This is a genomic window from Actinomadura mexicana (assembly GCF_900188105.1).
GTDB classification, from domain to species: Bacteria; Actinomycetota; Actinomycetes; order Streptosporangiales; family Streptosporangiaceae; genus Spirillospora; species Spirillospora mexicana.
The window spans coordinates 1-14,784 of the sequence record NZ_FZNP01000027.1 but is presented as its reverse complement, the minus strand read 5'-3'; the positions used below and the strand labels follow the sequence as shown (position 1 = coordinate 14,784).

The following is a 14,784-nucleotide window of genomic DNA, read 5'->3' as shown; positions in this document are numbered from 1 at the left end:
TCCATGCAATACCCTCTTGGCTCCTCTGCGAGGTTGGTATGCCACGACCCGAACGGCCATTGATCGACGATGGCACCGCGGTGACGCACTTCGCTATTGGCCTGCGGTCGCTTCGAGTCGATGCAGGCAGTCCCACTTATCGTGATATGGCGCAGGATGCGCATTATTCATCAACAACCCTCGCGGAGGCCGCCGCCGGCCGGAAGCTGCCCACCCTGGAGGTCGCCCTGGCCTACGTTCGAGCGTGCGGAGGCGACCCGGCGGTGTGGGAGGAGCGGTGGCGGTCGGCGGTCGCCGAGTCACCGAGCCCCAGTTCCGAAGGCCCGGAGATCGGCGGCGGTGACCAGGAGCAACGCGCCCCCTACGTCGGTCTGGCGGCCTACGGGCCACAGGACGCGGAGTGGTTCTTCGGGCGCGAGCGGCTGATCGAGGACATGGTGTCGCGGGTCCGCACGCAACGGTTCCTCGCGGTGTTCGGCGCGTCCGGGGCGGGGAAGTCCTCGCTGCTGCGCGCCGGCCTCCTGCCCGAGATCGGCAGCCAGAACGCCTCGGCGGGCGAGCAGTGGCCCACCGTGCTGCTGACGCCCGGTCCGCACCCGCTGGACGCGTGCGCCGCTCACGTGGCGGCGTTCAGTAACCGCTCGGCCGTCGAACTGCGCGAGGGGCTCAAAGGCAACGAGCGCGCCTTGCACCTGACAGTGCTGCAGGCCCTGGCCGGCCGGCCGGCCGACGTCGACTTGCTGCTGGTGGTGGACCAGTTCGAGGAGGTCTTCACGCTGTGCGCCGACGCCGACGAGCGCGCCCGGTTCATCTCCGCGCTGCTGTGCGCCGCCCGGACCCCCGACAGCCGCACCCGCGTCGTCCTGGGGGTGCGGGCCGACTTCTACGCCCGCTGCTCCCAGTATCCCGACCTGGTCGAGGCGCTGCGGGACGCCCAGCTGCTCGTCGGGCCGATGACCGCCGACGAGCTGCGCCAGGCGATCATCCGACCGGCCGCCCGCGCCGAGTGCACCGTCGAAGGCGCCCTGCTGGCACGGGTGATGGCCGATGCCGCGAGTGAGCCGAACTCGCTGCCCCTGGTCTCGCACGCCCTGCTGGAAACCTGGCGCCGGCGGCGCGGGAACTCCCTCGCCCTGAGCGGTTACGAGGCCGCCGGCGGCATCCGGCACGCCCTGGCCCGCACCGCCGAAACCGTCTACACCACCCTGACCGGCCAGCAGCAGCAACTCGCCTGCGGCATCCTGCTGCGCCTGGTCGCGCTGGGCGACAACACCGGGGACGCCAAGCGGCGCGTGCGCCGCGACGAACTGGACACCACCGGCCCCGGCACCGACACGGTGCTGGAGGCACTGGCCCGCGCCCGCCTGGTCACCCTCGACACCGACACCGTCGAGATCACCCACGAGGCACTACTGCAGGCATGGCCACGGCTGCGCGAGTGGCTCGACCAGAACCGCGCCGACCTGATCGCCCATCAGCAGATGGCCGAGGCCGCCCTCACCTGGGACCGGGAGGACCGCGACCCCGGCGTCCTGTACCGGGGCGCCCGGCTGGCCGCGGCCACCGAGTGGGCCGAACGGCACCGCAGCGACATACTGCTCGGCGACCGTCTGCGGGATTTCCTGGACGCCTCGGCCCGCCAGGAGCGACGCGCCGCCACCCGGAGCCGCATCGCGATCGCTGCGCTCGCGGTGCTAGCCCTGATCTCCTCCGCCATGTCCATCATCGCCTTCCAGCAGCGCGGCACGGCCCAGGCGGCGCGCGACCGGGCCGTCGCCGAGCAGGCGGTGACCCAGGCTGGCCAGGTCGCCGGCCTCGACCCCGCACTCGCCGCCCAGACCAACCTGGCCGCCTACCGGATCCACCCCACCCAGCAAGCCGCCACCAACCTGCTCAACACCCAGAACACGGCCCTTTCCACCACGCTGACTGGACACAGCGGCGCGGTCTACGCGGTCGCGTTCAGCCCGGACGGGCACACGCTGGCCACCGGCGGCCGCGACAAGACCATCCGCCTGTGGGACATGTCGGAGTCCGCGCACCCCACACCGCTGGGCCGGCCGCTGACCGGACACACCAGTTGGGTCTACTGGCTGCAGTTCAGCCCCGACGGCCGCACCCTGGCCAGCGCCAGCCGAGACAAAACGGCACGCCTGTGGAACGTGTCCGACCGCGCCGACCCCACCCCTCTAGGTCAGCCGCTCACCGGACACACCGGCTATGTGTTCTCGGTCTCCTTCAGCCCCGACGAGCGCACCCTGGCCACCGCCAGCTTCGACCACACGGTCCGGTTGTGGGACACATCCGACCCCGCCCACCCACGCGCCCTCGGGCAACCGCTCACCGGGCACACCGACTCGGTGGCCTCGGCGTCCTTCAGCCCCGACGGCCGCACGGTCGCCAGCGCAGGCCACGACCACACCATCCGGTTGTGGAACGTCACCGACCGCAACCACCCCCATCCGTGGCGGCCGGCGCTGGCCGGCCACACCGACGCGGTCTACGCGGTCTCCTTCAGTCCTGACAGCCACACAATGGCCAGCGTCGGCAACGACCGCACCGTGCGGCTGTGGGACGTGTCCGACCCCGCCCACACCGCGCCGCTCGGCCGACCGTTGACCGGACACACCGACACCGTCCTCGCCACGGCCTTCAGCAACCACGGCCACACCCTCGCCACCGCCGGCGCCGACAACACCATCCTGCTATGGGACCTCTCCCGGCCCGACCGGCCGACACCACTCGGACCGCCCCTGGTCGGCCATACCAGCTTCGTCTACTGGGTCGCGTTCAGCCCCGACGGCCACACTCTCGCCAGCGTCGGCGACGACCACACCCTGCGGGTGTGGTCTCTGCCCGAGACCGTCCTGACCGGCCACACCGATACCGTCAAGACCGTCGCCTACGCCCCCAACGGCCACACCCTGGTCACCGCCGGCAACGACCACACCCTACGACTGTGGGACACGCGCGACCCTGCAGACCCCACAGCCCTCGGCCCCCCGCTGACCGCGCACGCCGACGCCATCACCCGGGTCGCCTTCAGCCCGGACGGCCGGACGCTGGCCAGCGCCAGCCACGACCTCACAGTACGGCTGTGGGAGGTGTCCGACCCCGCGCACCCGCGCTCACTGGCATCGATCCCGACCCACGACGCCGAGTCCACCGACGCGCTGGCATTCCACCCCACCGAGCACATCCTGGTGACCGGTGGACCCCATCGCTCACTGCAGCTGTGGGACATCTCGGACCCCGCCCACCCCACCGCACTCCGACAGCCGCTCACCGGGGCCATCAGCAAACTGCACTGGGCGGCCTTCAGCCCCGACGGCGCCGTCCTCGCCAGCACCAGCTCCGACGACCAGGTGCGGCTGTGGGACGTCCACGATGCGGCACACCCTCAGCCTCTGCCATCGATCGAGACCGGCGCCAAAAGCGGCATCCTCTGGGGAGCGTTCGCTCCCCACACAAGAACGCTCGCCACGGCCGCGGGTCACACCGTCCAACTGTGGGATGTTCACGATCCCGTGAATCCCACGGCCCTGGGACTGCCGCTCAGCGGCCACACCCTGCTCGTGCAAAGTGTCGACTTCGCACCCGACGGCCACACCCTCGCCAGCGTCGGCAACGACGGCACCCTGCGCCTGTGGAACACCTCCGACCCCGCACACGCCGCACCGATCGGCAACCCGCTGACCGCTGGCCACACCGACGGCCTCAAAAGCGCCGCCTACAGCCCCGACGGCCACACCCTGGCCACCGCCGGCGAGGACCACCTCGTCCAACTGACCTCCACCGACCTCCACCACGCCATAAGACGTATCTGCGCCACCACCAGCACCCCTACCGCAACGCAATGGAAGCAGTACCTCCCGCAGCTTCCCGTCAAACACCCCTGCCGCTGAACAGACCCCTTCACGGCCGGCGCGCCGCGACCCCGCCGCGCTCCTTCTCATCCGACGGTCGCGGTCCGAATCCTGTTGGCGCGCCACCCCCACAAGCCGAGACACCATGTCCCCTGAACGAGCCAGACCGGGCACGTGGGACTGAAGCGCCCCGGTCGGATGGAGGCTCGTTTCCCTGAGAGGATCGAGTCATGGCACGTCCGTCTCCCTATCCCCCTGAGCTGCGCAGGCGCGCGGTCCGCATGGTGGCCGAGGTCCGCCCGGACTACCCCAGTGAGTGGTCGGCGATGAAGGCCGTCGCAGCCAGGTTGGGAGTCACCTCGACCGAGACGGTGCGGTCCTGGGTGCGTCGGGCCGAGGTCGACGACGGCGCCCGGCCGGGGACCACGACATCGCGCTGGAGCCGCTGGTGCGGGGCATCGCGCCGGCGCCGCCCGGCAAAGCTGAACGGCGACCAGGCTACGACTACACCGACCTGAGGCACTTGGCTGCGCGGGCGGGGCATCACGCCGCGCATCGCCCGCCGCGGCATCGAGTCCTCCGACAGGCTCGGGCGCTACCGCTGGGTGGTGGAACGAACGGTGTCATGGCTGAGCGGCTGCTGCCGCCGACTGCACCGCCGCTACGAACGCAAACCTGAACACTTTTTGGCCTTCGTCGGCATCGCCGCCACACTCATCTGCCACCGTCGACTCGCCAGATGAGATGACGTCTTGGCGGTTCGTTCCGCTTCACCGAGGCCGAGATCGCCAGCAGCGTTACCACGCTGGTCAACTGAACAATCGACCGCCACCGTACTGTTACGGACGTAGCGGCGAGGAACGGCCACTCACGCGGTCAAGGTGGCCACATGCAGTCACCACAGTGAGAGCCCGTGTGAAAGCGCCGCACTCCTGCTTAGTGTTTCCTCGGGATCACACCTCCTGCTGGCACCTATGTGCAAGGGAACGCAGCGATGGCTGAGTATGTCGAAGTTCGCCTCTCGGACGGAGAGAGCTTCCCTTTCGAGGTCGGGGAGACCGACGCTCCGGTACCCGCGGGACGCCGCTGGCGGGCCACGACCGCGCAGGCCCAGGAGACGTTGGAGCAGAGCGTTGACCGTGTTCTGCGGGTCGCTCGGGCCGTCGCCCAGCGGGCCGAGGCGTCGGCGGATCGCGCGGAGAAGGTCATCGTCGAGGTCGGGCTCAGCGTGACCGCGGACGTCGGGGTAGTGATCGCCAAAACCGTCAGCGCCGCGCACATCAAGATCAGCATCGAGCGGTCGGGCGAGTCGCGCGGCCCCGGCGACGCCGGCTCTTCCGCTTCCGCGTGATCGGGCGGGAGGCGAGGTGCGCGTGCCCGTGGCTGGGCCGGTTCTGCCCCGGGTCTCCGGAATCTGTGCCGTCGGAGCGTTCTGCCTGTCGTTGTACGCCGTGAATGTCGACCCCGTTCACGAACTCGTGGGGTCGGCCACGGCGGTCGCCTTCCACAACGATCCGAACAGCACATGGCAGGTCGCGATCGAGGTGCGGGGAAGCCGGTGGGGCCAGGTGGACGGCCACCTTTACAGCCCTGATTTCCGCCAGGTCGCCTACAGCCCGGCCGTCATCGCGGCACTGATAGTGACAATTCTGCCGTTCGCAGTGCTCCTGGGCAGCGGAATCGTCTGCTTGTTCTGGGCCCGGTCACCGAGCGGCATAGCGTTCTTCGCCGGCTCGGTCGCATTGTGGGGTGGTATCGCCTGCACCGTTCCGGGCCGCTGGACCGGCCTTTCGGTCTTCGACGCGCCAGAAGTGCTGTGGCTCGGCTCGGCTTCGCTGCTGACGGCGGCGACCGCGACCGTCCTGCCGTGGGTCTGGTTGTGGCGGACGAACCCACCGCGTCGGCCGGAGACGGAGCCGCTCCGTCGACTCGCTCCGGCGGTCGTCGTCGCCTTGGTGCTCCTCGCCTGGCTTCTGCTTCGTCCTTCGACAGGCTTGGGGTGGATGACCGGGAGCCTTTCGTTCGGCTGCGTCGTCGCCGTACCGTTGCTCGTGGTCTTCGCGCCAACGTACCCGCTGGCAAGGCCAATGGTGGCGGGCTGGCTGCTCCTGCCCGGAACGGCGCTAGTCGCCGACACCACCAGCCTGCTTTTGATGCTCTTCGCCCGTCCGGGCACCACCGCCCCTTACCCAGACGGAACGTGGTCGTTCTGGCCTCCCCTGCTCGGGATCGGCGCCGGGCTGTCGACCATGACCGTCCTTCTCGTGATCTTGCGACGGCTCCGGGAAGCCGGGGCCGATGACTGATTTCGCGGAACGGGCCCTCGTCCGGCTCTGGCGAGGTGACGAGCCGGTCGGCGTCGGTTTCCTGGTCGATGACGACCGCCTCATCACCTGTGCGCACGTGGCGGCGTACGCGCTGGAGACGGATCGGGCCCCACTCGGCGCCCAGATCGAGATCGACTTCCCGTTGCTGGCGAACGGCGGGCGGATTCCTGCCACCGTCGCGTTCGTAGCCGACGACGCCGATGTGGCCGGCCTGCGGATCGCCACGGACGATCTGCCCCGCGCGGCCAGATCCGTGCAGATCGTCGCCGCCGAGGAGCCGACCGGCCATCCCGTGCGCCTGTACGGCTGTCCCGCCGGACGGCCTCGGGGCGTGTGGGCCGAGGGTTTGATCCGGGGCACCGGCGCCGGGGGAAGATTCCAGATCGACGACGACCGGTCGACCGGGATCGCCGTCAGTCGCGGTTTCAGCGGCGGCCCCGTCCTGGACGTCGAACTCGGTGCTGTCGTCGGCATGCTCGTCGAAACCGAGAGCAGGTCGGAGCGGCGCACCGGCTACGCGCTGTCCGGCGCCGCGCTGTACCAGGTGTGGCCTGAGTTGGCCGAGGCAGCTGGGCCGGCGATCCCGTTCCTGGGCCTGGACCCGTTCGAGGAGCATCACAAAAACCAGTTCTTCGGCCGAGAGAAACTCACGGCCGAACTGCTGGGCATGCTGGACCAGCCGGGACTGCTCGTCGTCACCGGCCCGTCGGGATGCGGCAAGTCCTCCCTGGTCCGGGCCGGGCTCGCGCCCGGGTTGCGGGCATCGGACGTCGCCGTCGCCGTCTGCCTTCTCTCTGCCGGCGCAACACCCTGGACGGCCCTGGCCGCGGCTCTGTGTGCCGAGCCGAGTCTCGAGGCCGCCAGGGTGGGCGTCCATGCCGCCTGGGCGAACGACGCGGATCTGCTCGCCGCACGTCTGGCAGAGCATCCAAGTGATGTGTTCGGACCCCTGACCGAAGGGGGCGGGCTCCGGCGGATCGTCCTGGTGGTCGATCAAGTCGACGAAGCTCTGGCACAGTCGGAGCCGGATACAGTCGCTCTTCTCGCGGCCCTTACCGGCCTGGCGGGCTCGGGACGGGCCGATCCTCTCGCTCTCGTGGTGACCGTGGGCCCGACGTCGTTGGCCGCCCTGCTCGACGATCGCCGCATCGGACAACGGTTCGCGGACGCGGCCGTGCCGATCCGCGCCCCCGACGCCGCCGAACTGCGCGCCTTGATCGAACGCCCGCTCGCACCGATCGGAATGCCCGTCTACCAGGAAGGCCTCGTCGACGCCATCCTGGCCGACCTGGCCGGGGAGCCGAACCCCCTGCCCCTGGTCGAGTTCACGCTCACCCTGCTCTGGGACGGGCGCCACGCCGGGACGCTGCGCCACGATGTCTACCGCAAACTCGGCGGCGTGAGCGGCGCGGTGCGCGCGTTCGCCGAAAGGACCTGGCGTGACCGGGGCTCCGCCGAAGCCGATCTGGAGCTGCTCTGCCAACTGATCAGTCCGGTCTCCGGCGGCCAGTACGTCCGTCGGGTGGTGGAACTGAGCGAACTCGGCGCCCACGCTCCGCGGGCCAAGACTCTTGCCGAGACCCGCCTGCTGACGTTGTCGGGCGGCAAGGGCCAGCCCGCCACGGTGGAGCTCGCTCACCTGGTCATCGTCCAAGCGTGGCCGGAATTGCTCAAGCGGTTCCGGCAGCGGGAACAGTTCCGCGAATGGCAGGACGAGCTCGACGCGCGCTACCGCCGCTGGCAGCTGAAGCACACTCGCGATGATCTCCTGCGCGGCCGGGCCCTGCTCACCGCCTGGCGCAGACGGCGCGCCCACCCGGCCGAGATGAGCCCCCGCCAACGCGCTCTGATCAACATGAGCGCCCGTGGCTCCGCACGGCGCTCCGTCCTGCGAGCTTTGGCTGTGGCGCTCGTCGCGGTTCTCACGGTGTCCCTCGTCAACACGCTCATCGGTGGTGTCGCCACGAGAAACGACCGGAACGCCGCCCTCACCGCTCGCGAGATTCTCAACTACGAGCGCACTGCGTCGATGCCGAACGGCCTGCTCTCCGCTCTGAGGGCGCACCGGCTCTACGACGACGAGTTCACCCGGGAACGCCTGCTCGGACGCTATCGGGGCCTGCGGTCCGTCGAGTCGGTTCTCGAACTCACGGCCTATGTCGAGCCCAATGATGGCAGGTCCCGCGTCAACCGCAGCGGAAATCGGCTGGTGCAGACCTTCGACAGGTCCGCGAGGATCTGGGACCTCTCGGGAGCGGCCCCGGTCCGGACGTTCCGGCTGCCGCCCGAGAGTCCGACCCGCGGCGGCCCGATCCTGCTCCAGCCCTTTTCGGTGGCCACCAAGCCGGTCTGGCTCAACGACGACCGGATCGCGTTCATCACCGAGCCATCAGCCACGGTGCCAGGGATAATCGTCATCACCGACGCGCGCACCGGCCAGCCCGAACGCGCCCTGCGGCTGCGAACCGAGCCCTTCGACCTGCTCGCCGATCCTTCGGGCCGGTGGTTGGCGCTGCTGACCAACGAAGGCACGCTGCTCGCCGACCTCGACCGGCCCGGGACGGCGCCGCGACGCCTGGCGAGGCCGCCGGTCGACGAGGGCGGCTCCTACTTTCAGTCCGGAACGGCGCTCCTCGGTGTCCTGCCCTCCGGCGAAGCCGTCCTGAGCACGTCCGGCGGTCCCGCGATGATCTTGACCACGTCCGGCTCGCGCCCCTTCTCCCCACCGCCGCCGCGCACCACCCGCACGCCCACGTCGCGCGACCTGGACACCTTTGTCGACTGCGGCATCGAAGGCCGCGCCTACAACCTCAGGCTCCGCAGCCTGCACGACAACGCGGTGCTCGCCCGACGAGCCATGATCCCCCACGGAAGCGTTTCGGAGTCCTGCCCCCACTCGTCGGTCTTCAGCCCTGACGGCGCGCACGTGGCCTACCGCGACCTCGTCGATCAGAACCTCGTCCACGTGGGCGAGACCGGGGCCGACGAGGGCTCCATGCGCACCCTCCAGCTACCGACCGATCACCGAGTGATCGCGGTGACCCCCGAACGGGGCGGAGCCTACCGGCTCGTCACCGTCCACAACCAAGCGGCCATGGTCCTCCGGATCCCGGCGCCCGACGACTTGGACCGCGCGCTCCACCGGCTCATGTTCGGCGAGCTCCACCCGGCCGGGCTGAGCCTGGCCGCCTCGCAGTTCGTGCGGTTCACCCCGGACGGCTCCCATGTGCTGCTGATCCACCCGGACTCGCAGGCCGAAATCTGGGACATCCGTACCCGCCGGCGCACCGGCGCGGTCCCCATCCCGGCGTCGACCGACGAGACTGGGCTGAGCAGGTACAGCCGTCCTTCGGAACGGTTCCCCTGGGTAGCCGAGCGGCTGGCGCTTTCCCCCGACGGCCGGACGCTGGCGAGCACCTCATCGAAGACGCAGATCACAACATTGTTCCGGCTGCCCGCCCTAACCCCGGTCGCCACCATCAGCGGCGCCGGCACCAGCGTTACCTTCGCCGACGACCGCAGAATAATGATCAGGGCCTTTGACGACCCCGCGTCCCACGGCAACCGAGAGCTCGCCCTGTGGAGCATCGATCCCCTCCGGAAGCTGACCCGGCGCACTCTTTCGGAAGTAGCCGTCAAGGGCATCCGCATCCGCCCACGCAACCGTGACATGGTCGCTTTGCTGGGCGACCTGGCCCTCCGGCCAGGCCTGGTACGCCTCTGGTGGGACGGCACTCCCGTCCCCGGCTCGGAAATCAGGTTCGGCAAGGCCCGCGCCGTCGAGGATTCGCTGCTGACCATCGATCCCTCGGAGCGCTTCGCCGCCCTGGCCACGATCAAGGCCGACGCGACCACGGTCACCCCCACCGAGGTCCAGGTCTGGGACCTCGCCACCCGCACCCTGGTCGGCAGGCTGCCCTCACCCGACGGCCTGCTCCCGGTCGCCCTCTCCTTCGCCGGCGACCCGCGCCGCCTCGACATCACCTACACCACCGAAAACCTCCGCTGGACGGCCCGGGGCCTGGCCGTGCGCCGCTGGACCCGCGATCCGTGGTTCGGCCTGCTGCGTCCGCTCGACCCCGCCCCTCGAACTGCGGTCCTGACCAACGCGACCCCGGCCACCGCGCCCTGGCGGATCTCTCCCGACGGACGCTTGGAGCCGACCGCTCCGGCCGCCTGGCTGCGGTTCCTGTGCCCCCTGGCCGCCAGGACCCTCGACATCCCCCGCCTGCTCAGGACCTCCTCCCCCTGCTCTTGACCTCTACCGTCGGTAAGCAAGAGCCCACGGCTCGTGGACGCTCACCAGAGCGGTTCCGGGTGGGAGGCTCTGGGCGATCCCGCCGAGCGCGCGATCGTGGCCTGCCTGGCCGAACGGCCTCAGCTGGCTGCTCAACCGCCTGCTCCACCATCAGTAAGCGATCGTAGGGAACCGGTGCCGATGCGTCCCTTTGACGCCGACCACCGCCCTGCGGCCGCGTCGGAGCGGGCGGCACCACCCGCTGGAACAACTCCCAGAACTCCTCGGGCACCAACCGTTCCACCATCTCCACGGCCGCAGACCGCGAGCCGTCTCCCCCAAACAGTCCGGTGGCTCACCCGACGTAGGTGTGGGCGTTGACCGGCTGTCGCGTTCCGGTGCTTTGGTGCGGGTCTCGGCACGGACCACCACGACCGTGGCGGTGTGCCCGAGCTGCTGGACGCCCTAACGGCACAGGCACAGCCGCAATGAGCGGCAGTTGTCCGACACCGCGGTCGGCGAGCAGGAGCTGTTGATTTACCTGCGGGTGCACCGGTTAGTGTGCCGTAATGACGGCTGCGGGAAGAAGGCCTTCGCCGAGCAGGTTCCCGGGCTGACCGTGCGCTATGGCCGCCGTTCGGTGGCGGCCGGTGAGGCCCTGTGAGCGATCACGTTGGCGCTGGTCGGCCGACCGGATGCGCGGCCGGCTGAACGACTGGTGACGGCGGTGAGCCGGATGACGATGCTGCGGCTGGCGCTGGGGGTGTCCCTATGGGATTCGTCAAGCGGCCTGGGTGGCGGGTTTGCGTGAGGGTTGGTAGGGCTCCTTGTCGCGGAGCGCGGAATTTCTTCCGCCCTCTACTCTGACCCGTGTGACACCGATGCTTACTCGCCGCGCGCTCAACCGCGCCACGCTGGACCGGCAGCTGCTGCTGGCCCCTTCGACACTGCCCGTAGTGGAGGCGGTAGAGCATCTGGTGGGTCTGCAGGCGCAGACGCCGCACTCGTGGTACATGGGCCTGGGCGTACGGCTGGAGGACGTGCGTCCGGAGCAGATCGCGCAGTTGCTCCTCGACCGGCAACTGGTGCGCATCGCGTTGATGCGTTCGACGATCCACCTGGTGAGCGCGCGCGACTGTTTTTGGCTGCGCCCGCTGACCCAGCCCGTCCTGGACCGCGACCTGTTCTCCAACCACACCCACGGCGAACCCGTCCAGGGCTTGGACATGGACGAGTTGATCGCCGCCGCCCGGCCGTTGCTGAAGGAGAAACCGCGTACGAGCAAGGAACTCGGCGCGCTGCTCGCCGAACACGGCCGGACGGCGGGATGGGGCGACCGTCCCCCGGCGTCGCTCGCCTACGCGGCCCGCAACAGGATGGCCTTGGTGCAGGTGCCGCCCCGGGGCGTGTGGGGGCGAAGCGGGCCCATCGCGCACACGACCGCCGAGGCGTGGCTGGGCCGGTCTTCGGCGGCCGACGCGTCCCTTGAGGAGATGGTCCTGCGGTACCTGGCGGCGTTCGGCCCCGCGTCCGTGAAGGACGTGCAGAAGTGGTCAGGGCTGACACGGTTGCGGGAGGTGGTGAACCGGCTGCGTCCCCGCCTGGCCGTCTTCACCGACGACGACGGGCGTGAACTGTTCGACGTGCCCGACGCTCCACGGCCCGACCCCGACACCCCCGCGCCGCCGCGTTTCCTGTACGACTTCGACAATCTGCTGCTGTCGCACGCCGACCGCAGCCGCGTCATCACCGACGCCTTCCGCGCGCAGAACTACGCCACGCGCCGTCCACTGCCCGGCATCGTGCTCCTGGACGGGTTCACCGCCGGTGACTGGCAGCTGGAACGTGAACGGGACACCGCGACGCTGCTCGTCCGGCCCTATGAGCAGCTCGCGTCGCGAGACAAGGATGCGCTGGCCGAGGAGGGTGAACGGCTCTTGGACTTCGCCGCCGCCGACTCCGCCGCTCGCGACATCCGCTTCGAATTCTGATGGGTCGCCGTTTCCGCCGCCCCTCACAGGCTCGACGGGCCACTCTCACGAGCGTTCCCGGACGACTGACTGCCGGACGACGCACCGGCCATGATCGAGCCTCGTGGCCACAAAGAACCGTAAATGGGTGTCCCTATGGAATTCGTCAAGCTGCTCGGGCAGTGGCTTTGCGTGTGGGTTGGTAGGGCTGCTGTTGCGCCGTGTCGACCCTTATGGTCGCGTCCATTCTCGGCATCCGCACGCCGGTGAGCATGGTCTGGATGCCCGCGTCAGCCAGGACGGCGTCGAACAGTTCGGGGAATTGCGCGCCTGCCGGAAACTCCGTCCACGCCGGTCAATTGGGCCGCTGGTGAGGAAGCCATAAGATCGTCTACGGCCAGTGTCGGCTCGTTGTCGGCTCGGCGGTTCCGAAACGGATCGGCACGCGGCGACATCGTGCGCTCTTCATCCGAAGGTTGCGCAACCCAGCATCACCACAGGATGGCACAGACATAGCCGACGATCGCCTCCCATAAATGTATTTATGTTCGACCCGCTTGGAGTAGACGCTTAGTTTGTCAGTCGGTGCGGCGGCGGCTGCGGATTTTGTCAAAGGCAGCGAGGGCGGTGTCGTCGGCGTCGTCGAGGGTGTGCAGGTAGCGCTCGGTGGTGGAGATGGATCCGTGGCCGAGGCATTTTTTGACGACCTGGAGGTCGGCGCCGCCGGCCAGGAGCCAGGATGCGTGGGCGTGGCGGAGGTCGTGGATGCGGACCTTGACGTCCAGGTCGGCTTTCTCTTGAGGGCGGGCTTCCAGATCCGGAGGCGGAACCAGTTGGCGGGGATGTGGCCGTCGGTCTCGCGGCGGCGGGGTTCGCGGGGGTCGTCCTTGCCGTCGGCGCGGCGGCGGGCGCGGTATTCGGCGAAGGCTCGTCTGCAGTGGTCGCAGCGGCACTTGGCGGCCCAACCTCGCCTCAACGGGGTCCGGTGCCGCCCCAACTCCGGTGGGCCGGGCCGGATGCTGTTCACCAGGGAAGTTGCCTCGCATACAGTGCCTCAGTTCTTGGTTTGTGAAAATTCATGGTGCTTTGAATGTATTGACATGTTCATGTCCAACAAGGTGCACTTCGGGGCAGCTCATCCCGGATGAGCGACATGTCCCCAATCCCCCCGGCGGCAAGGGCGTCGCAGGCCGCTCCCACGTGAGGCTTCGGACGCCCTTGTGTCGTCGGGTCCGTGGAAGGAGCACCCCTGTGAGACACCAGACCGCGATCGGGGCGGCGGCGCTGGCGGCCGGCCTCGCCGTGGCGATGTCCGTCCCCGCCACAGGAGCGACCGCCCGCACCACCCCGGCCAAGCCGGACCCCCGTACGCTCGCGGCGGTCTCGGCCGACACCTTCGTGGCCGCCAAGCCGGCGGAGTTCATGAAGGCCCCGAAAGACAAGATCTTCCGTACGAGCGTCACCTCGGGCCTGCGCGGCCTGCAGTACGTGGAGTACCAGCGCACCTACGACGGCCTGCCGGTCTTGGGCGGCGACATCGTCGTCACCACGAACGCCGACGGCGGTGTGCTGAGCACCTCGGTCAACCAGACCGCGACGCTCAACGTCGGCACCAAGGCGACGATCCAGGCGGCGCAGGCCGCCACGGTGTCGCGTGCCGAGGTCGCGAAGGTCGACACGGTCTCCACCCCCGGCCTCACCGTGCTGGCGGAGGGCAAGGGACGCCTGGTCTACGAAACGGTCGTCACCGGTCACCAGAAGAACGGCGAGACGAAGCTGCACGTGTTCGTCGACGCCAAGACCGGCAGGGTCGTCCGAACGTTCGATGACGTCCGCGACGCCGCCGATGACAGAAGCTTCTACCACGGCACGGTGGACCTGAGCACCGCAGCGACGTCCATGACCGACCCCACGCGGCCCGGCCACCAGTGCGGCGGCCAGGGCGGCTCGGCCTACACCGGCACCGACAGCGCCTGGGGCAACGGCAGCGGGACGAACCTGGAGACCGGCTGCGTGGACGTGCTGTACGCGGTCCAGAAGGAATGGGACATGCTCAAGGCATGGCTCGGCCGCAACGGGACGAACGGCAACGGCCGGGGCTTCCCCTCGCGCGTGGGTCTGAACGACGTCAACGCCTACTGGAACGGCAGCTACACCAACTTCGGCCACAACCAGTCGAACACCAAGCTGGCCACGTCCGTCGACGTCGTCGGCCACGAGAACGGGCACGCGATCTTCCAGACCACGCCCGGCGGCGCCAGCGGCGGCAGCGGCAACGAGAAGGGCGGGATGAACGAGTCGGCCGGCGACATCTTCGGCACGCTCACCGAGCACTACATGAACGAGCCCTCCGCCTACGACCCGCCGGACTACCTGATCGGCGA

General features: G+C 69.5%; 8 protein-coding genes and 3 pseudogenes. 9 read left to right on the top strand and 2 right to left on the bottom strand.

Features of this window, described 5'->3' with window-relative positions:
* The first annotated feature begins 146 nt into the window (after positions 1–146).
* The 6 genes and pseudogenes from CHC11_RS38105 (at position 147) to CHC11_RS38080 (ending at position 10,451) form a co-directional block, all read left to right on the top strand.
* Positions 147–3,905, top strand: coding sequence for a WD40 repeat domain-containing protein (locus CHC11_RS38105; RefSeq protein ID WP_143227460.1), 3,759 nt, complete (start codon positions 147–149; stop codon positions 3,903–3,905).
* A gap of 191 nt (positions 3,906–4,096) precedes the next feature.
* Positions 4,097–4,303 (top strand): annotated as a pseudogene (locus tag CHC11_RS43110) (transposase); the annotation flags it as partial.
* Positions 4,300–4,609, top strand: a pseudogene (locus CHC11_RS38095) (transposase); the annotation flags it as partial. The pseudogenes CHC11_RS43110 and CHC11_RS38095, both read left to right, overlap by 4 nt.
* Before the next feature lie 251 nt (positions 4,610–4,860).
* Entirely contained in the window at positions 4,861–5,217 is a 357-nt protein-coding gene (locus CHC11_RS38090) for a CU044_2847 family protein (RefSeq protein ID WP_089316765.1), read from the top strand.
* A 16-nt stretch (positions 5,218–5,233) separates the two neighbouring features.
* The gene (locus CHC11_RS38085) at positions 5,234–6,172 is read left to right on the top strand and encodes a hypothetical protein (protein ID WP_089316764.1); all 939 of its coding nucleotides are present in this window, start codon (positions 5,234–5,236) and stop codon (positions 6,170–6,172) included.
* On the top strand, positions 6,165–10,451 hold the full coding sequence (locus tag CHC11_RS38080) for an nSTAND1 domain-containing NTPase (protein WP_089316763.1): 4,287 nt from the start codon (positions 6,165–6,167) through the stop codon (positions 10,449–10,451). Before CHC11_RS38085 ends, CHC11_RS38080 begins: the two co-directional genes overlap by 8 nt.
* A 190-nt stretch (positions 10,452–10,641) precedes the next feature.
* Here CHC11_RS38080 and CHC11_RS40865 read toward each other — a convergent pair.
* Positions 10,642–10,743: pseudogene (locus tag CHC11_RS40865) on the bottom strand (IS5/IS1182 family transposase); the annotation flags it as partial.
* Between the two features lie 186 nt (positions 10,744–10,929).
* Here CHC11_RS40865 and CHC11_RS41840 point away from each other — a divergent pair.
* Both CHC11_RS41840 and CHC11_RS38070 read left to right on the top strand, forming a co-directional pair.
* Complete coding sequence (locus CHC11_RS41840; RefSeq protein WP_179279213.1) at positions 10,930–11,094, top strand: hypothetical protein; 165 nt, start codon at positions 10,930–10,932, stop codon at positions 11,092–11,094.
* Positions 11,095–11,311: 217 nt separating this feature from the next.
* On the top strand, positions 11,312–12,421 hold the full coding sequence (locus CHC11_RS38070; protein WP_089316761.1) for a winged helix DNA-binding domain-containing protein: 1,110 nt from the start codon (positions 11,312–11,314) through the stop codon (positions 12,419–12,421).
* Positions 12,422–12,978: 557 nt separating this feature from the next.
* Here CHC11_RS38070 and CHC11_RS38065 read toward each other — a convergent pair.
* Positions 12,979–13,446, bottom strand: a complete 468-nt coding sequence (locus tag CHC11_RS38065) for a tyrosine-type recombinase/integrase (protein WP_245920272.1) — start codon at positions 13,444–13,446, stop codon at positions 12,979–12,981.
* 205 nt (positions 13,447–13,651) lie between these two features.
* Between CHC11_RS38065 and CHC11_RS38060 the strand changes: the two genes are divergently transcribed.
* The coding region (locus CHC11_RS38060; RefSeq protein ID WP_245920271.1) for a M4 family metallopeptidase at positions 13,652–14,784 on the top strand (1,133 nt) is incomplete at its 3' end.

Bases quoted from the DNA above. Each gene is read 5' to 3' on its own strand.
- CHC11_RS38065 (WP_245920272.1), bottom strand. From the start codon at position 13,446: ATGCGAGGCAACTTCCCTGGTGAACAGCATCCGGCCCGGCCCACCGGA.
- CHC11_RS38070 (WP_089316761.1), top strand. From the start codon at position 11,312: ATGCTTACTCGCCGCGCGCTCAACCGCGCCACGCTGGACCGGCAGCTG.
- CHC11_RS38105 (WP_143227460.1), top strand. From the start codon at position 147: ATGGCGCAGGATGCGCATTATTCATCAACAACCCTCGCGGAGGCCGCC.
- CHC11_RS38090 (WP_089316765.1), top strand. From the start codon at position 4,861: ATGGCTGAGTATGTCGAAGTTCGCCTCTCGGACGGAGAGAGCTTCCCT.
- CHC11_RS38080 (WP_089316763.1), top strand. From the start codon at position 6,165: ATGACTGATTTCGCGGAACGGGCCCTCGTCCGGCTCTGGCGAGGTGAC.